Origin of the sequence: Bradyrhizobium sp. AZCC 1693 (assembly GCF_036924745.1) — a bacterium.
Taxonomy (GTDB): Bacteria; Pseudomonadota; Alphaproteobacteria; order Rhizobiales; family Xanthobacteraceae; genus Bradyrhizobium.
Genome location: NZ_JAZHSD010000001.1, coordinates 5,635,209 through 5,652,537, shown reverse-complemented (window position 1 = coordinate 5,652,537; position 17,329 = coordinate 5,635,209). Strand labels below are relative to the sequence as shown.

Here is a 17,329-nt window from a genome sequence, read left to right as displayed (position 1 = left end):
TTCAAGAAGGCTCCGGTGCGCCACCGCCGGCTTCGGTGGCCCGCCGCTTTAACAATTCGCGTTCGCGCTTGTTTGCCGCAAGCGCTGACGCCAGCTCGAACGCCACGCGCGCTTCCGCAAAGCGGCCGAGCTTGCAAAGCAGATCGCCGCGGACGCTCGGCAAGAGATGATAGTTCTTCAGCACAGGCTCGCCTGCCAATCCGTCCACGATCGCGAGCGCAGCCGCCGGCCCCTTGGCCATGCCGATCGCCACCGCGCGGTTGAGCTCGATGATTGGCGAGCGCACCAGGCCTGAGAGTTCGCCGTAGAGCCTTGCGATCCGCGGCCACCCCGTTTCATCAGGCGTGGCGGCTCTGGCGTGGCAGGCGACGATCGCCGCCTGCAGCGCGTAGAATCCTCGCCCGTCACCGAGTTCGCATGCCCGCGCCAGCGCCGATAAGCCGCGACGGATCTGAAGCCGGTCCCACAGCTTTCGGTTCTGATCCATCAGCAGAATCGGATCGCCGGCCACATCCGTGCGCGCCGCGATGCGCGAAGCGTTCAGCTCCATCAGCGCGAGCAGGCCGTGGGCTTCGGCTTCCTGCGGCGCGACCAGGGTCAGCACGCGCCCCATGCGCAGCGCGTCGTTGCAAAGCTGCGGCCGCAGCCATGCGTCACCGCGGGCGGCCGTATAGCCCTCGTTGAAGATGAGGTAGACGACCTCCAGCACCGAGGCGAGCCGCTCCGAAAGCGCCTCGCCGCGCGGGGTTTCGTAAGCGAGCCCGGATTCCGACAGCGTCCGCTTGGCGCGCACGATGCGCTGGCCAATGGTCGCCTCCGGCTGCAGGAAGGCGCGCGCGATCTCTTCCGTGGTCAGGCCGCAAATCATCCTGAGTGCGAGCGCCGCGCGCGCCTCACGCGACAGTTTTGGATGGCAGGCGGTGAATATCAGCCGCAGCAGCTCGTCGCCGATGTCGTCGTCGAGCGCCGCATCCGGATCGGGCATCGCCTGCTGCTCCTGCTCCAGGTCGCGTATCAGCATCTCGTGCTTGCGCGCGAGCATGCTGCGGCGGCGCAAATCATCAAGCGCGCGGCGTTTCGCGGTTGCCATCAGCCATGCGCCCGGCTTTTCGGGGACGCCGGTGGCGGGCCAATGTTCGAGCGCCGCCACCAGGGCTTCCTGCGTCAGGTCTTCCGCCAGCGTCACGTCGCGCAGCATCCGGGACAGGCCGGTGATCAGGCGCGGCTGCTCGATGCGCCAGACCGCCAGGATGGTGCGATTGACGTCGGCGGCCGTCATCGCCGCCGACTGCATCTGATGAATGTCCGCATCAGGCGTGGGCGCGGATGCCGGCCTCGCAGGCGCCGTCGACGCCCGGCGTGGCAAGCACACGAACCTCGCAGGTGCCTTCCCAACCCGGCATGTGCTCAAGGTGCAGCTGCATGAACTCTTTCGCGGCGGCCACGGCCTCTTCCATGTCCCGGAGTTCAAAGATGGCATAGCCACCGATCAGTTCCTTGGTCTCGACGAACGGTCCGTCGATCACTCCGAGCTTGCCGTCCGTTATTCTGACCTGTGCGCCAGCCATGGCAATCGGCATCAGCCCGCCGGTATCGAGCATACGGCCGGCCTTGATCTCCCGGTCGGCGAGCTTGCCCATCGCCTCCATCAAGGCCGGTGACGGACCTTTGTCGGACTGAGGCGAGGTGACGATATACATGAAGCGCATTGCGGAACTCCCGTTAAGGCGAGTTGCGGCGGTGATCGCCCGCAAAACTGGCTCGCTATGGGAGACGACGAATGGAATGGCGCCGGATCGACAGCCGCTCTGGAAATATTTTAAGGCTCACCCGGCGATCCGTCCCGGGACCTATTGTCCCCGGATCATGATCAGGGGATCGGCCGTGTCAGGCACCCGCCGCCACTGCGCATTGTCATCGGCCTCGAATTGCCAGCTCTGGCCCGTCGCCGACATCAGGATCATCTGTCCGCGCTCCAGCCGCCATTGGTTCGGTGCGAATGCAGCGACCGCGGGATCGCATTTCGGCTTCAAAAACACCTGGAAATTATCGCCCGTCGCCTCGGTGTTGGTCAGCGTCAACCCGCAGATCGTCTGGCCGTTGCCGCGGACCATCGACCAGTCGCCGATCATCTGGTCCATCGACTTGGCGAGCGAGCGGGCGGCGGCGAGGTTTTGCAGGATGTAGACGCCCTCGCCGGTCCGCAGGCCTTCGAAGATGCCGCTCTCGACCTCGGTGAAGTCGATTACCGGCTGGCCGGCCGCATCCTGCAGCCGCACGATATCCAGCCCCTTGATATTCCAGGCCGTGATTTCCTTGGTGAACGGCAGCGCCGCGGCGCAGCCGGGCTCAAGCTCGAGCTTGAGTCCCTGCGGCGTCGTATCGCCCTTCAGCGTGACGACGCAGGTCTTGCTGCGCTCGGTGGTGGCCAGCTCCCACTGTCCGATCATGTCTTTCTTCAGGGTCGAGGCATCCTGCGCCGCGGCCTGCGACGCAAGCCCAAGCAGCGCGGTCAGCGCTGCCGCCGTGATGCCAAAACGCCCAGACGACATCAGCGTCCCTTCACCGGGGTTTCCGGCACGGGCGACAACGGCGCCTTGCCGGCAAACCAGTTTTTCAGATTATCGACCACGAGCTGATCCATGGCGTTGCGCGTTACCACCGAAGCTGAGCCGATATGTGGCAACAGCACGACATTTTGCATGGCCTTCAGTTCCTCCGGCACGTTCGGCTCGTTGGCGAAGACGTCGAGCCCTGCCGCGAGAATGGTGCCGGATTTCAGCGCCGCGACCAGCGCCGGCTCGTCGACGACGGAGCCGCGCGCGACGTTGATCAAGACGCCGCGCGGACCGAGCGCCTTCAGCACGTCGGCATTGATCATCTTGGCGGTGGAGGCGCCGCCCGGCACGATCACGATCAGCGTGTCCACCGCTTTCGCCATTTCCATCAAGTCGGGATAGTGCGTGTAGGCGACGGCCGAGGACGGGTTGCGCGAATGATAGGACACCGGCACGCGCGAAGCTTCGAGCCGGCGTCCGATCGCCTGACCGATGCGGCCCATGCCGACGATCCCGACCTTGCGGTCGCGCAGCGAACCGACGCTCAAGGGATAGTTCTGCGTCTGCCACAGGCCGGAGCGCAGGTAGCGGTCGGCCTTGACGAACTCGCGCACGGTCGAGATCAGAAGCCCCATTGCGACGTCGGCAACTTCTTCCGTCAGCACGTCGGGCGTGTTGGTGACGACGATATCGTGCTCACGGGCATAAGCGGAATCGACATGGTCGTAGCCGACGCCGAAGCTCGCGATGATCTCGAGCTTCGGAAATTGCGACAGCGCCTTCGCATCGGCCGGCACCATATGATAGGTCACCGCCATGCCGCGGATCTTCGCGATCGTTTCGGGCGTCAGGCGCTCGAGGTCAGCGCGGCTCTCCGCCATATGCAGGACGTACTGATCCGAAAAGCCGTTTTCCAGGATCGGCCGGACAGGTCCGTAGATCAGGAGATCGACCTTTTCGGACGAAATATTCGCGGCAGCCATCAATTTTCCTTTCCAAGCGCGCTCTCATGCCAGCGCCGTAGTACCAGATGCGAAACTAGCGCCAGCAGCCCATAGATGACAATCCCGGCGACGGACAGCAACAGCAACGCCGCGAACATTCGGGGAATGTTGAGGCGATAGCCGGACTCGGCGATCCGGAACGCCAGCCCGGAGCCGGCGCCCGCGGTGCCCGCCGCAATTTCGGCGACCACGGCGCCGATCAGCGACAGGCCGCCCGCGATCCGCAGGCCGCCGAGAATATATGGCAGCGCCGCCGGCAATTTCAGGTACCGCAGCGTCTGCAGCCGCGACGCGCCGTAGAGCTGAAACAGCCCGGCCAGATTGCGGTCCACCGAATTCAGCCCGAGCGTGGTGTTGGACAGCACCGGAAAGAAACCGACGATCCAGGCGCAGACGATCACTGCCGTCTGCTGCGGCAGATAGATCAGCAATAGCGGCGCAATTGCGATCACCGGCGTAACCTGCAGGATCACCGCATAGGGAAACAGCGAATATTCCAGCCATCTCGACTGATTGAACAACAGCGCCAGCGCCACCCCGCCGACGGCCGCGGCGATGAAACCTTCCAGCGTGGTGAGCAGGGTGACGCCAAGCGATTCCGACAGCACCGGCCAGTCGCCTACCAGCGTCTGAAACACGAGATAAGGGCTCGGCAGCACATAGGGCTGGATGTCGTTGACGCGCACCACGAGTTCCCACAAGCCCAGCCCCGCGGCGAGCACGGCTGCGGGCAGCAGCATGCGGCCGATATTCTGGAACGAGCTCATGCGCTGCGCTGCCCGGAATAGGAAGGCGCAAGCGCGCTGGAGACCTCGCGGCAATAGCCGGCATACTCGGCCGAGGTGCGAAATTCTTCCCCGCGCGGCTCCACGGTATCGATGCGAAATTCGCTGGCAAGGCGGCCCGGCCGCGCCGTCATCACGGTCACCCGCTGCGACAGATAGACCGACTCGAATACCGAATGGGTGACGAAGATGACGGTCTTGTGCAGCGTGCGCCACAGATCAAGCAGATCGTTGTTGAGCCGAAAGCGCGTGATCTCGTCGAGCGCCGCGAACGGCTCGTCCAGCAGCAGAATATCCGGATCGGTGACAAGCGCGCGCGCCAGCGAGACCCGCATCTTCATGCCGCCGGACAGTTCACGGGGATAGGCATCGGCAAATTCGGCAAGACCGACCTGCGCCAGCGCCTCCTCAATGCGGCTGTCGGCATCAGTCGCCGGCGCGTGCGAAAGTTTCAGCGGCAGGCGAACGTTTTCGCGCACGCTTGCCCACGGCATGAGAGTGGGCTCCTGAAATACAAAACCAATGGGATGCCGCCCATCCGCCCTCGTTGCGCGATGGGAAACGATCACCGTGCCTTCACTCGGTACGCTGAGCCCCGCAATCAGCCGCAGCGCGGTCGATTTTCCACAGCCGGAAGGCCCAAGCAGCGAGACGAATTCGCCTTCTGCGACATCGAGATCGAGCGGCCCGAGCGCGGTCACGCCGTTGTCATAGGTCTTGGTAACGGCGCGCAGACGCACGGCAAGGCCGGCCGCATCGATATCCGTCTCGGACAAAGCGGGCTCGGCCATCTCGCGTCAGTTCTTCGGCCGCAGATCGAGGCCGACGCCCTTGTTGACGAAGCGCAGCGTGTAGGCCTGGCGGTAATCGATATCGCGGCGGACCACGCCGGCCCGCACCATCTTGTCAAAGAAGCTCGCCACCCGCGCGTCACTCATGGCGCCGATGCCGTCGCGCAGGGTATCGCCGGAATCGACGATGCCGTATTCCTTCATCTTGGTGACGGAATAGCCGAGCAATTCGTCGGTCATTTCCGGATTCATCTTCTTGATCATCTCATTCCCGGCCGAATTGTCGCCGTAGAGATAATTGTACCAGCCGATCGCGGAAGCATCGACGAAGCGCTGCACGAGGTCGGGCTTCTTGTCGACGATCTCGCGGCGGGTTTCGATCAGGGTCGAATAGGCGTTGAAGCCTTGATCGGCGAGCAGGATCACACCCGGCTTGAAGCCGGCCGCCTTCTCGACGGCGTAAGGCTCGGAAGTGACATAGCCCTGCATCGCGCTCTGCTTGTTCACGATAAAGGGCTGCGAATTGAAGGTGTAGGGCTTTACCTTGCTCTCGCTGAAGCCGTATTCGGACTTCAGCCACTGGAAGTAGCTCGCGACGCCTTCCTTGGACACGAATAGCGTGAGCGGCTTGAGATCTTCGAGCTTGGCGAATTTGGTTTCCGGATGGGTCAGGAAAACCTGCGGATCCTTCTGGAAGATGGCAGCGACCGCTAGCACCGGTACGTTGTTGGTGACCGCGTCGAACGATTGCAGCGTGTTCGCGGTCATGAAGAAGTCGATTTTGCCGGCGGTCAGCAGGATGCGGTTGTTGGTGTTGGGGCCACCAGGCACGATGGTGACGTCGAGGCCGTATTTCTTGTAGGTGCCGTCGGCAACCGCCTGGAAGAAACCGCCATGTTCGGCCTCCGCCACCCAGTTGGTTCCAAACGACACCTTGTCGAGGGTTTGCGCGCGCACGGGCATCAGCGCCGCAGCCAGTGCCAGAAGACCTGCGGTTAACGGTCGCGTCAAAAAGACCGGGTTCATGGTTGGACTCCGTCGATTGTTCTGGCCCATGATGGGAGGCTATGGACGCAAGAGAGCGTCCCCCGAGGGTTTGATTTTAGGGGTTGGATCAATCCCCGGAATATCTAACAAACTACCCTGCAAATTCATCCAAAGAAACGCTTCGCTCGATGGCTTCAACCGTTCCGCCCCGCGACTGGACCGAGATCCGCTGGCCCGAAATCGCCAGGGCGGACGCCGCGCGCTGGATCGCGGTGCTGCCGCTGGCGGCGACCGAGCAGCACGGCCCGCATCTGCCGCTGGAAACCGATGTCCTGATCGGCGAGGCCTATCTGGCGCGGGTGCGCGAGCTGTTGCCTGTCGCACTTCCCGTCACCTTTCTGCCGCTGCGGCCGGTCGGCATTTCCACTGAACATATCGACTATCCGGGCACGCTGACGCTGCCGACCGATGTCGCGCTGAAGGAGTGGATGGCGATCGGCGAGCGTGTCGCGCAATCCGGTATCCGCAAGCTCGTAATCGTAACGAGCCATGGCGGCAACAGCGCGGCGATGTCGCTGGTGGCGCAGGATCTGCGCGCGCATCATAGGCTGCTCGTGGTCACCACGAGCTGGTCGCGCTTCGGTGCGCCGGATGGATTGTTTTCCGCGGAGGAAATCCGTCACGGCATTCACGGCGGCGCGGTCGAGACGTCGATCATGCTGGCGCGCTATCCGCACACCGTGCGGATAGAAGCGATCGCCGATTTTCAGTCCTCCAGCATTGCGATGGAGAAAGAATTTCGTTGGCTCTCGGCGCATCGACCGGTCCCCTTCGCGTGGCAGGCGCAGGACCTGCATGAAAGCGGCGCGGTCGGCGACGCCACCAAGGCCTCCGCGGAGAAGGGCGAACAACTGCTCGATCATGGCGCGCGCGCATTCTGCGAACTGCTCGACGACGTCGACAAATTCGATCCGGAATTGTTTCTTCGCAGGCCAAGAAATTGACTTAACTATTTGTAATACCTAAGAAATAAATGACGAAACCATATTTCCAGGCGCGTTTTCGAACCGCTTTCTAACACGCTCCGTCCAACTGGGCATGCGGACCACAATGGCCGCCCAATACACAGGATGGAGACTTCCATGTCGATCAAGACCAAGTTCGCCGCTCTCGCTCTCGCTACCCTTGCCGTTACCGGCACGATCGCTTCCACCACCCAGGCGCAGGCCAAGCCGCTCGGCTGGGGCATTGGAGCCGGCCTCGTCGGCGCCGCTATTGTCGGCACCGCCATCGCCGCCAGCAACGACGGTTACTACTACGACGGCTATCGCCGCTGCGGCTGGGTTCGCCAGTTCGACGCCTTCGGCAACTACATCGGCCGCGTCCGTACCTGCGGCTACTGATTTCTGCGGCTGACTTGGTTGCTATTTGAGAAGCGCTTTCGTCAAGCAAGCCATTTCAAGACCTGACAACGCTTCTTCTTGTTTGACGCGTTTTCTTCACGCGAACCGGAATACCACTTCGCTCGAAAACGCTTCTGTCGTGGATTTGCGTCCAGCACGGGCGCCTCATCCACCCCCGTGCTGAACCGACCCGCCCGGTTGTCCCCCCGGGCGGGTCAACTTTTTTTGGGGTTGCAGGCCGGCCGCCAGCGCCCGGCCCGTTGCGATGTGTCAGCGATGTCTCCGAACATCCGTCAACGATCTGTCCGAACGTAGGCCGCAAGCGGCGCTGACGTACCGGACCGATGTTGCAGTCACGTCACGCAACGGTGTCATCTAAACCGCGATTGCCGGGCCCCTTCTTGCTATTGCGAATTATTTGCAATAATGATCGGGGGGTAAATGGTGGAATGGCCCGGTCTGGCGCTGACCGGGGGAAACGGCAGGGAATCCGATCGGGGGCGACGGGGTTGATGACTTCAATTGTTGGGTGGCGGCAGGCATTCGAATCTGCAGTGATGGCAAATAGCGACAGCACGGGTCGCACCGGGAATATCCGCACTGTGAACCGCAAGCGCCGATCACTGGAACATGCGCTGGCCGGCGCCGCGTTCGGCGCGCTGGCGCTCGGCAGCCCGGCGATTGCGGCCGACATGCCGCTCAAGGCACCCCATCTTCGTCCGGCGTTCGACTGGAGCGGCTTCTACATCGGCGGACATACCGGCTACGGCCGCGGATCCTCAAGCGCGGTGCTCTCGGATCCGCTGCCGGTTTCGACTGCCGGCAGCGTCTTCAGCGGCGTGATCGGCGGCGTACAGGGCGGCTACAATGTGCAATTGCCTTCCGGCCTGCTGCTCGGCGTCGAAGCCGACCTGACGTTTCCGAATTACATCATCTCCAATTCGATCATCTCCACGCTGACCGGCATGCGCTCGGAGGTCGTCCACCAACTGGATTATGTCGGCACCGCGCGCGGCCGCGTCGGCTATGCCAGCGGGCACTGGCTGTTTTACGCCACCGGCGGTTTCGCCTGGGCAGGCGAGCGCTTCATCAACACGCCCGACGCCGGTCCCGACCAAAAGCACATCAACGTCCGTCCCGGCTGGGCGGCGGGCGCCGGCGTGGAATACGCCTTCGCGCCGCACTGGAGCGTCAAGCTCGAATATCTCTACAGCCAGTTCGATCGCGCCAACGTTCGCTTTCCCTTGGGCGCGGAACATAGTTCGACACTCGACTTCCAGCAGGTTCGCATCGGCCTCAACCGCAAGGTGGACTGGCCGGGATCGAACAGCCGGACGCCGAAGAGCGATTTGACCGATCCGGAATCCGACCGCTGGGAAATCCATGGCCAGACCACGTATCTGCCGCAGGGCTATCCGGGATTCCGTGCCCCCTATACCGGCACCAACAGCCTCACGCCGGCACGGCAGGCGCAGGCGACCTGGAGCAACAGCCTCTATCTGAACGCCCGGCTCTGGGAAGGCGGCGAGGTCTATTACAATCCCGAACTGCTGCAGGGCTTCGGCCTGAACGACACGGTCGGCGCAGCGGGCTTTCCCAACGGCGAAGCGCAGAAATCCAACTTCCCCTACCCGCATTACAACACGTCGCGCTTGTTTCTGCGCCAGACCTTCGGCTTTGGCGGCGAGCAGGAAGAGCTGGCCAGCGGCCCAAGCCAGCTCGGCGGCAAGGTCGACGTCAACCGGCTGACGCTTCAGGCCGGCAAGTTCGCCGTGCCCGACGTGTTCGACGGCAACTCCTACGCCAAGGACACCCGCAAGGATTTCATGAACTGGTCGATGTGGGCGCCCGGCGCGTTCGACTATTCGGCCGACAAGGTCGGATTGTCCTACGGCGTCACCGCCGAGCTCAACCAGAAGCAATGGGCGCTGCGCGGCGGTTATTTCCTGATGCAGGCGGTGTCGAATTCCAACGCCTTCGACACCAACATAGGCCAGCGCGGCAGCTACGTAGGCGAACTGGAACTGCGCTATTCGCTGTTCTCGCTGCCCGGAAAACTGCGCACCATCGGCTGGGTCAACAGTGCCTATGCCGGAAGCTACCGCGAGACGCTGAACAATCCAGCGCTCAATCTGGATATCGCGCAGACCCGCACCGGCCGCATCAAATACGGCTACGTCGTCAGCGTCGAGCAGACCCTGACCGACGACATTGGATTGTTCGGCCGCTGGAGCTGGAACAACGGCAAGACCGAGATCATGGCCTTCACCGACATCGACGCTTCGCTCTCCTTGGGGACCTCGATCAAGGGCGTCAGATGGGGCCGGCCCGACGACGTGATCGGCATCGGCGGCGCGATCAACGCGCTGTCACGCGACCATCGCGACTTCATCGCGGCCGGCGGGCTCGGCGTCCTGATCGGCGACGGCCAGCTCAACTATCGCAAGGAGCGCATCCTGGAGGCCTATTACGCCTACGCGCTCAGCAGGCAGTTGACGCTCACGGCGGACTACCAGTTGATCACCAACCCCGCCTATAACGCCGACCGTGGCCCAGTCCATGTCTTCTCCGGAAGGCTGCACGGAGAGTTCTAGTTTACGTCGTCCCTGCCAGGCACGGGGACTCGTCGCTCAAGAATCCAGAGCCCTGTTCCGATCCAATCGGAACGGGGCTCCGGTGCCTGATCGAGGCGCCTCATGCTGTACTTTGTGATCAAATGCGCGTTGTCCGGCATCATCATCGCGGCGGTGTCGGAAATCGCCAAGCGCAGTCCGGCGTTCGGCGCGCTCGTCGTATCGCTGCCGCTGCTTTCGCTGTTGAGCTTCCTCTGGCTTTGGCGTGACACCGGCGATGCGGAGCGCATTGCCGGCGTCTCGGAATCGACGTTCTGGTACGTGCTGCCGTCGCTGCCGCTGTTCCTGATGCTGCCGGCGATGCTCAGGGCAGGCGCCGGCTTCTGGCCCAGCCTAGCGGCGAGCTGCGCGGTAACGGTGATCCTCTACTTCATCACCGCCTGGGTGCTCGCCAGGTTCGGCATCCATCTCTGAATCGGCGGGTTTTCCCGGTCCCGCACTTTTCCCTTCCGCGCCGACCAGCCGATAGAGCGCCGGCAGCACGAATAGCGTCAGGAAGGTCGCCGTAATCAGCCCGCCGATCACGACGGTCGCCAGCGGCTTCTGAACTTCCGCTCCCGTGCCGGTGGCCAGCGCCATCGGGATGAAGCCGACGGACGCCACCAGCGCCGTCATGGCAACCGGTCGCAACCTCGTGACCGCGCCGTCGATAATCGCCTCCCGCCGAGGCTGGCCGCGCTCGATGAGCTGCTTGATGAAGGTCAGCATCACCAGTCCGTTGAGCACGGCGACGCCGGACAGCGCGATGAAGCCGACCGCGGCCGAGACCGAGAACGGCATGCCGCGCAGCCAGAGCGCCACGATGCCTCCCGATAGCGCCAGCGGCACCGCGCTGAAAACCAGCAGCGCGTCGCGCGCGGAGCCCAGTGCCGCGAACAGGATCAGAAATATCATCGCAAAGCAGGCAGGCACCACGATGATCAGGCGCTCCCGCGCCGAGGTGAGGTTCTCGAACTGTCCTCCCCAGGTGATCCAGTATCCGGGTGGAAGCTTCACTTCCTTCGAAATCTTCTCCTGGGCTTCGCGCACCACCGAGCCGATGTCCCGGCCGCGCACGTTCGCCGTCACCACGACGCGGCGCTTTCCGTTGTCGCGGCTGACCTGGTTGGGCCCCTCCGTGAACGTCAGCGACGCCACGTCGCGCAAGGGAATCGTCATGCGCGACGGCGCTCCGCCCTCGCCCGGCAGCGGCACTGGAAGGCCTGAAATCACGTCGGCATTGGCGCGCAGCGCATCCGGCAGACGGACCACGATCTGGAAACGGCGGTCGCCTTCGAACACCAGCCCGGCCTCCCGCCCGCCGATCGCGGTACCGATCACGTCCTGAACGGCGGCAATGCTCAAGCCCCGCCGCGATATCTCCTTCTTGTCGATGCCGATTTCGACGAACGGCAACCCGGTCACCTGCTCGACCCTGATGTCCTGGGCGCCGTGAATGCCACGCAACACGCCGGCCACTTCGTTGGCGGATTTCAGCATCGGCCCGAATTCGTCGCCGAATATCTTGACCGCGATATCCTCGCGAACACCGGCGATCAGCTCGTTGAATCGCATCTGGATCGGCTGGGAGAAGCTGAAACTGGTGCCCACCAGTTTCTGCAGTTCGGATTCCATACGTTCGATCAGCTCGGCCTTTGTCGTCGACGGATCGGGCCAGTCCTCCTGCGGCTTCAGGATGACGTAGGTATCCGCCGCGTTCGGAGGCATCGGATCGGCAGCGATGTCGGGCGTGCCGACGCGAGAGAACGTGAATGCCACTTCGCGAAACTTCGAAACTGCCTGTTCGAGATCGAGTTGCATGGCCTGCGATTGCGCCAGCGACGTGCTGGGAATCCGCCGCGCCTCGATCACGAGGTTCTTTTCATCGAGCGTCGGATTGAACTCCTGTCCGAGCGACAGAAAGACCATGACGCTCAGCGCAAAGGCCGCCGCGCCGACGCCCAGCACAAGGCCCGGCACCTTCAATGACCGCGTGAGCGCCGACCGGTAGAGATCCGCCAGGCCGCGAACCAGCCGGTTCGGCTTTTCCTGCACCCGCCCGGTGACGGCGATCGCGATCATTGCCGGAACGAATGTCAGTGACAGCACGAACGCCGAGAGCAAGGCGATGATGACGGTCAGCGCCATCGGCTCGAACATCTTGCCTTCGACGCCGGAAAACGTCAGCAGCGGGATGTAGACCAGCATGATCACCGCCTGCCCGTAGACCGACGGCGCAACCATCTCCTTGGCGGCGAGCCGCACCGTCTCCAGCCGCTCCGGAAGATCGAGCTGGCGTCCGAGCTGGTGCTGCCGGTTGGCGAGGTGCCGGAGACAGTTTTCAGTGATGATGACCGCGCCGTCGACAATCAGGCCGAAGTCGATCGCGCCGAGACTCATCAGGTTCGCACTGACCCTGGCCTGCAGCATGCCGGTGACCGTCAACAGCATCGCGGCCGGAATCACCAGCGCCGTGATCAATGCCGCGCGAAAATTGCCGAGCAGGGCGAACAGGATGACGACGACGAGGAGCGCGCCCTCCGACAGGTTCGTGGCGACCGTGTGGATGGTGGCGTCGACCAGTTGCGTCCGGTTCAGCACGGTCTTTGCGACGATGCCGGGCGGCAGCGCCTTGCTGATCGCTTCGATCTTTGCAGCCGCGGCGGCGGACACCGTCCGGCTGTTGCCGCCGATCAGCATCAGCGCGGTACCGAGCACGGTCTCGTGCCCGTCGAGGCTGGCGCTGCCGGTCCGAAGTTCATGCCCGATCGACACCTCGGCCAGGTCCTTCACCCGCAGCGGCGTGTCGCCACGGGTGGCGACGACGATCTCGCCGATCTCGGAGATATCCTCGATGCGTCCGGCGGCCCGCACGACGTAATTCTCGCCGTTGCGCTCGACATAGTTCGCGCCGCGGCTGGCATTGTTAGCCTGAACGGCCTTGACGATGTCGGTGAACGAGATGCCATAGGCGATCGACTTGGCCGGATCCGGCGCGATCTGGTATTGCTTGACATAGCCGCCGATCGCATCGGCGCCGGCGATACCCGGCACCATCCGCATCTGCGGGCGGATGATCCAGTCCTGGACCGTGCGCAGATAGACCGCGCGTTCGAAATCGTTGCGCAGATACCGGCCTTCCGGCGTGAGATAGCTGCCGTCGCTCTGCCAACCCGGCTTGCCATCGGAAATCGGCGTGTCTTTTCCCGGCTTCCGGTATTCGACCGCCCACCAATACACTTCGCCGAGGCCCGTCGAGATCGGACCGAGCCTGACCTCGGCTTCGGGCGGAAGCGATTGCCGGATCTCCTGCAGGCGCTCATTTACCTGCTGCCGGGCGAAGTAAATGCTGGTCTTGTCACGGAAGACCGCCGTCACCTGGGCAAAGCCGTTGCGGGAAAATGAGCGCGTGTATTCGAGGGTCGGCGTGCCGGCCAGGATATTTTCGATCTGGAACGTGATCTGCTTTTCCATCTCGACCGGCGTCAACGCCGGTGCGATGGCATTGATCTGCACCTGGTTGTTGGTGACGTCAGGCACGGCATCGATCGGCAGCTTGTTGAGCGACCAGACGCCAAGAGCGCAGGCGACGCCGGTCAGCAGCACGATGAACCAGCGGTGACGGACCGAAAGGTCGAGGATTTTCTCGATCATCACTCGTCCGCCTTTGCTTTTCCGAGATCGGACTTCAGGACAAACGTGTTGAGCACGGCGACGATCTCGCCGGGCTTGAGGCCGCCCGTCACCTCGACAGCATCCTCAGTCATGGCTCCCGCCTGCACCGCGCGCGCTTCAAATCCCTCCGGCACCTGCACGAAGGCCGTCAGCTTTCCGTCAACGGTCTGAACCGAACTTCTCGGCAGCAGCAACGAGACAGCGCGCCGGTCGATGGGAATGCTTGCACCGACAAAGGATCCCGGACGCCAACGTCCGTCCGTGTTGTCGAGCGACACGATGACCCGCGTCGTCCTCGTCTCCTTGCTCACCATCGGGCTGATGAAGATGGTCTTGCCGGTGGCCTTTGCGCGCGCAGAATCCTCGATCGTGATGCCATCGCCCTCCTTCAGGAGTGCAAGATCCGGCGCCGAGGCGACGAGTTCGACCCAGACCGACGACAGATCGGCGATGACATAGATCTCCTTCTCCTGCTGGTCGCCGCCAACCGGCGCGCCGAGATCGACCCGCCGATCGATCACCCGGCCGGCGATCGGCGAGCGCAGCGCATAGCGCCGCAGGTTCGCGACCGGTTGTTTCGGAAGCTCTGCGATCTCGGCCTCGTCGACATCCAGCGCCGAAAGTTTCTGGCGCGCCAGATCGTGCCGCAGCTTCGACAGGGAAAATGCGTTCTCGGCACGGAGGAATTGCTGCTCGGCGGATATCTTCTTCTCAAACAGCGACCGCTCGCGCTCGAACAGGGTCGTTTGCAACTCGAGATTGGCCCCCGCCGTCAGGAATTCGCTCTTGGCGTCGGCAACCTCGCGGCTTTCCAGGTAGGCAACGACCTCGCCCTTCTGCACCACATCGCCGAGGCGTTTGCGCAACTCGACCACGGTCCCGATGACTTTAGCCGGCACATGTCCGATCCGATCGGGGTCCATCATCACGTTGCCGGGCACGCGAACCGCGCGCAGCAGATTGCCGGGTCCGACCGGGGCCACCTCGATGCGCAAGGCGGAGACTTGCTCGGCAGACAATTTGATGACGCCTTCGCGGCCAACCGCGGGCTGGCTTTCAGGCGCAGCCCAGGCTGGCTGCGCAAATGCCAGGCAAAGCCCAAAGCCAAGGGCTGACAACTTCGTTGGTACAGACATTTAGATCGTTCCTGCAGAAAGCTCGCGCGGCGCGAGCGGCGGCGGATATGCCGACGACCGACGCGGCGCATGGACGCCGTTTCGAATCCATTCGCAGGGCGCGAAAAGCGCCTGCCGCTCTAGATGCAGGTGGTTCTTGGGGGACGTTCGGGGGTCGGCTGCTTCAACCCCTCGACAGACAGGTTTGCCGGCAGTGGAACGCTTTCTGCCTTCACTTGGTGGATCGTGGCCGGCGCCTCGACTGCGGGCAATCCAACCGATCCGACATCGACCGTGTGAAGATGCGGCACGACATCATCCTCGTCGTGATCGGGCAGTCCGCAGGAACGGTCGTTACCGAGGCAGATAATCGTCGTAGCAGGCGACGCGGCTTGCGCGACTTCGACCTCATGATGCGCACTCTCGCTCGCGGACACGGCCGCGGTCGCGCCGAACGACAGGGTCAGCGCGATACAGAACAGAGCCAACCAGCGTGACCGAAACCCGGCCAGCCCCGGCTTCCTGCGAAGGGCGTACATGCTTGCATGTATAGATAATTGAGCGGAATCCCACAACCGCCGAACCATCGCGGATGCGTGAACCCGAATTAACGCTGCCACAATTGCCGCAATCCGGAACCTTACCGGAAGCCATTCAGGCAACATTCAACAGAGCGTGGGAAACCGCCAGGATTTTTACCCTACGGGCTGGAACGAATCCGCGCGCGCCATCGCCCAGGCGTCGCGGAAGCGCGGATCCTGGGTGCCTTCGATCAGCTCGCCCGGCCGCAGCGACGGATAGAGTTTTGCAAATGACATGACCTCGGTGCTCGACGTCCGCTTCGAAAAGTGGATCGGCCGCAGCTGCTGCGGGTGGTCGAGACCGGCGGCGGCGAGAAGCTCGGACAACGCGTGCAGGGTGGCGTGATGGTAGCTGTAGACCCGCTCGGTCTTGAGTGGCACCACCAGCGCCCGGGCGCGGGTAGGATCCTGCGTGGTCACACCGGTCGGACAGCGATCGGTGTGGCAGCTCAGGGACTGGATGCAACCGAGCGCGAACATGAATCCGCGCGCGGAATTGCACCAGTCGGCGCCGATCGCCATGGCGCGGGCCATGTCGAAGGCAGTCGCGATCTTGCCGGCGCAGCCGATCCTGATGCGGTCGCGCGCATTAATGCCGATCAGCGCGTTGTGGACGAAGCTGACGCCCTCGCGCATCGGCATCCCCAGATGATCCATGAACTCCAGCGGGGCCGCGCCGGTGCCGCCCTCATTGCCGTCGACGACGATGAAGTCAGGATAAATGCCGGTCTCCAGCATCGCCTTGCAGATGCCCAAGAATTCCCAGGGGTGGCCGACACACATCTTGAACCCGGTCGGCTTGCCCCCCGACAGCCTGCGCATCTCGCCGATAAACGCCATCATCTGCAGCGGTGTCGAAAACGCGCGGTGGGTGGCCGGCGAAATGCAATCCTCACCCATAGGGACGCCCCGGATCTTGGCGATCTCCTCCGACACCTTGGCTGCCGGCAGCACGCCGCCATGACCGGGCTTGGCGCCCTGGCTGATCTTGAGCTCGACCATCTTGATCTGGTCGTCGGACGAGATGCGCGCGAATTCCTCCGGATTGAAGCTGCCGTCACGGTTGCGGCAACCGAAATAGCCGGAGCCGATTTCCCAGATGATGTCGCCGCCGTTCTCGCGATGGTAGGGGCTGACACCGCCCTCACCGGTGTCGTGCGCGAAGCCGCCCTTCCTGGCACCGGCGTTCAGCGCGCGCACGGAGTTGGGGCTGAGCGCGCCAAAACTCATCGCCGAGATATTGAAGACCGATGCCGAATACGGATTGGTGCAATCGGGACCGCCGACGGTGACGCGGAATTCCGCGCCGCTACGAGCCTTCGGCGCCACCGAATGATGCATCCATTCGTAACCCTCGCGATAGACGTCTTCCTGGGTGCCGAACGGCCGCTTGTCGAGCTGCATCTTGGCGCGCTGATAGACCAGAGCGCGGGTGTCGCGGGAGAACGGCATGCCGTCCTTCTCGCTCTCGAAGAAGTATTGCCGTATCTCCGGGCGAATTTCCTCGAGCAGGAAACGAATATGCGCCGAAATCGGATAATTGCGCAGAACGGCATGATTCTTCTGCAGCAGATCGCGAATGCCGAGAAATGTGAGCGCGCCGAAAATCGCGATCGGGATCAGCAGGATTTCCCACGCCTTCGGATTATGGTCGAAAATCCCGATGCCGGTCAGCAAGGCCGTCACGACGGCGCAGATCGTCAGCACGATGTAGCGTGGCGAGAACGGAAGCAGCAGCGTTTCCATGGAATCCCTCAGCCGAATTGTCGTGTCGCCGGCGCCAGCTTAGTCCAACCGCCGGAACGAGCGCTACACGAT

The 17,329-nt window shown here is 63.2% G+C and carries 15 protein-coding genes; 4 read left to right on the top strand and 11 right to left on the bottom strand.

Translation table 11 applies throughout. From position 1 onward, the window contains the following. Window position 1: 1 nt before the first annotated feature. From V1293_RS26715 to V1293_RS26685, 7 genes are all read right to left on the bottom strand, one after another. Window positions 2-1,279 (bottom strand): RNA polymerase sigma factor, encoded by a 1,278-nt coding sequence (locus V1293_RS26715; protein WP_334516920.1) that lies wholly within the window; start codon window positions 1,277-1,279, stop codon window positions 2-4. Between the two features lie 31 nt (window positions 1,280-1,310). After that, window positions 1,311-1,700 carry a YciI family protein gene (locus V1293_RS26710; protein WP_334513586.1) on the bottom strand — a complete coding sequence of 130 codons (390 nt, stop codon included), beginning with the start codon at window positions 1,698-1,700 and terminating at the stop codon, window positions 1,311-1,313. A gap of 150 nt (window positions 1,701-1,850) precedes the next feature. Continuing rightward, complete coding sequence (locus V1293_RS26705; protein WP_334513584.1) at window positions 1,851-2,552, bottom strand: AprI/Inh family metalloprotease inhibitor; 702 nt, start codon at window positions 2,550-2,552, stop codon at window positions 1,851-1,853. Further along, window positions 2,552-3,541 carry a 2-hydroxyacid dehydrogenase gene (locus tag V1293_RS26700; RefSeq protein ID WP_334513582.1) on the bottom strand — a complete coding sequence of 330 codons (990 nt, stop codon included), beginning with the start codon at window positions 3,539-3,541 and terminating at the stop codon, window positions 2,552-2,554. Before V1293_RS26700 ends, V1293_RS26705 begins: the two co-directional genes overlap by 1 nt. After that, a complete protein-coding gene (locus tag V1293_RS26695) occupies window positions 3,541-4,329 on the bottom strand; it encodes an ABC transporter permease (RefSeq protein ID WP_334513580.1) in 789 nt (262 codons plus the stop codon). The genes V1293_RS26700 and V1293_RS26695 overlap by 1 nt, the downstream gene beginning before the upstream one ends. Next, on the bottom strand, window positions 4,326-5,138 hold the full coding sequence (locus V1293_RS26690; RefSeq protein WP_334513578.1) for an ABC transporter ATP-binding protein: 813 nt from the start codon (window positions 5,136-5,138) through the stop codon (window positions 4,326-4,328). Before V1293_RS26690 ends, V1293_RS26695 begins: the two co-directional genes overlap by 4 nt. A gap of 6 nt (window positions 5,139-5,144) precedes the next feature. Beyond that, window positions 5,145-6,164, bottom strand: a complete 1,020-nt coding sequence (locus tag V1293_RS26685; protein WP_334513576.1) for an ABC transporter substrate-binding protein — start codon at window positions 6,162-6,164, stop codon at window positions 5,145-5,147. Between the two features lie 149 nt (window positions 6,165-6,313). Here V1293_RS26685 and V1293_RS26680 point away from each other — a divergent pair, with 149 nt between their 5' ends. The 4 genes from V1293_RS26680 to V1293_RS26665 all read left to right on the top strand — a co-directional run bounded on the left by V1293_RS26680 (window position 6,314) and on the right by V1293_RS26665 (window position 10,575). Beyond that, the gene (locus V1293_RS26680) at window positions 6,314-7,129 is read left to right on the top strand and encodes a creatininase family protein (RefSeq protein WP_334513575.1); all 816 of its coding nucleotides are present in this window, start codon (window positions 6,314-6,316) and stop codon (window positions 7,127-7,129) included. A 138-nt stretch (window positions 7,130-7,267) separates the two neighbouring features. Continuing rightward, window positions 7,268-7,528 (top strand): hypothetical protein, encoded by a 261-nt coding sequence (locus V1293_RS26675; protein ID WP_334513574.1) that lies wholly within the window; start codon window positions 7,268-7,270, stop codon window positions 7,526-7,528. A 692-nt stretch (window positions 7,529-8,220) separates the two neighbouring features. Beyond that, on the top strand, window positions 8,221-10,122 hold the full coding sequence (locus V1293_RS26670) for a carbohydrate porin (RefSeq protein ID WP_334516918.1): 1,902 nt from the start codon (window positions 8,221-8,223) through the stop codon (window positions 10,120-10,122). Window positions 10,123-10,224: 102 nt separating this feature from the next. After that, a complete protein-coding gene (locus tag V1293_RS26665) occupies window positions 10,225-10,575 on the top strand; it encodes a DUF3147 family protein (RefSeq protein ID WP_334513572.1) in 351 nt (116 codons plus the stop codon). Here the strand turns inward: V1293_RS26665 and V1293_RS26660 are convergent. The 4 genes from V1293_RS26660 to V1293_RS26645 form a co-directional block, all read right to left on the bottom strand. Then, window positions 10,495-13,794, bottom strand: a complete 3,300-nt coding sequence (locus tag V1293_RS26660; RefSeq protein ID WP_334513570.1) for an efflux RND transporter permease subunit — start codon at window positions 13,792-13,794, stop codon at window positions 10,495-10,497. The two genes, V1293_RS26665 and V1293_RS26660, sit on opposite strands and share 81 nt — an antisense overlap. After that, window positions 13,794-14,951 carry an efflux RND transporter periplasmic adaptor subunit gene (locus V1293_RS26655; protein WP_334513568.1) on the bottom strand — a complete coding sequence of 386 codons (1,158 nt, stop codon included), beginning with the start codon at window positions 14,949-14,951 and terminating at the stop codon, window positions 13,794-13,796. The genes V1293_RS26660 and V1293_RS26655 overlap by 1 nt, the downstream gene beginning before the upstream one ends. A 119-nt stretch (window positions 14,952-15,070) precedes the next feature. After that, window positions 15,071-15,469 (bottom strand): hypothetical protein, encoded by a 399-nt coding sequence (locus V1293_RS26650; protein WP_334513565.1) that lies wholly within the window; start codon window positions 15,467-15,469, stop codon window positions 15,071-15,073. Window positions 15,470-15,625: 156 nt separating this feature from the next. Beyond that, complete coding sequence (locus V1293_RS26645; RefSeq protein ID WP_334513563.1) at window positions 15,626-17,257, bottom strand: FMN-binding glutamate synthase family protein; 1,632 nt, start codon at window positions 17,255-17,257, stop codon at window positions 15,626-15,628. Window positions 17,258-17,329 lie beyond the last annotated feature (72 nt).

Excerpts from the sequence above, each read along its gene's own strand:
- V1293_RS26715 (WP_334516920.1), bottom strand. The coding sequence starts at position 1,279 with ATGACGGCCGCCGACGTCAATCGCACCATCCTGGCGGTCTGGCGCATC.
- V1293_RS26710 (WP_334513586.1), bottom strand. The coding sequence starts at position 1,700 with ATGTATATCGTCACCTCGCCTCAGTCCGACAAAGGTCCGTCACCGGCC.
- V1293_RS26705 (WP_334513584.1), bottom strand. The coding sequence starts at position 2,552 with ATGTCGTCTGGGCGTTTTGGCATCACGGCGGCAGCGCTGACCGCGCTG.
- V1293_RS26700 (WP_334513582.1), bottom strand. The coding sequence starts at position 3,541 with ATGGCTGCCGCGAATATTTCGTCCGAAAAGGTCGATCTCCTGATCTAC.
- V1293_RS26695 (WP_334513580.1), bottom strand. The coding sequence starts at position 4,329 with ATGAGCTCGTTCCAGAATATCGGCCGCATGCTGCTGCCCGCAGCCGTG.
- V1293_RS26690 (WP_334513578.1), bottom strand. The coding sequence starts at position 5,138 with ATGGCCGAGCCCGCTTTGTCCGAGACGGATATCGATGCGGCCGGCCTT.
- V1293_RS26685 (WP_334513576.1), bottom strand. The coding sequence starts at position 6,164 with ATGAACCCGGTCTTTTTGACGCGACCGTTAACCGCAGGTCTTCTGGCA.
- V1293_RS26680 (WP_334513575.1), top strand. The coding sequence starts at position 6,314 with ATGGCTTCAACCGTTCCGCCCCGCGACTGGACCGAGATCCGCTGGCCC.
- V1293_RS26675 (WP_334513574.1), top strand. The coding sequence starts at position 7,268 with ATGTCGATCAAGACCAAGTTCGCCGCTCTCGCTCTCGCTACCCTTGCC.
- V1293_RS26670 (WP_334516918.1), top strand. The coding sequence starts at position 8,221 with ATGCCGCTCAAGGCACCCCATCTTCGTCCGGCGTTCGACTGGAGCGGC.
- V1293_RS26665 (WP_334513572.1), top strand. The coding sequence starts at position 10,225 with ATGCTGTACTTTGTGATCAAATGCGCGTTGTCCGGCATCATCATCGCG.
- V1293_RS26660 (WP_334513570.1), bottom strand. The coding sequence starts at position 13,794 with ATGATCGAGAAAATCCTCGACCTTTCGGTCCGTCACCGCTGGTTCATC.
- V1293_RS26655 (WP_334513568.1), bottom strand. The coding sequence starts at position 14,951 with ATGTCTGTACCAACGAAGTTGTCAGCCCTTGGCTTTGGGCTTTGCCTG.
- V1293_RS26650 (WP_334513565.1), bottom strand. The coding sequence starts at position 15,469 with ATGTACGCCCTTCGCAGGAAGCCGGGGCTGGCCGGGTTTCGGTCACGC.
- V1293_RS26645 (WP_334513563.1), bottom strand. The coding sequence starts at position 17,257 with ATGGAAACGCTGCTGCTTCCGTTCTCGCCACGCTACATCGTGCTGACG.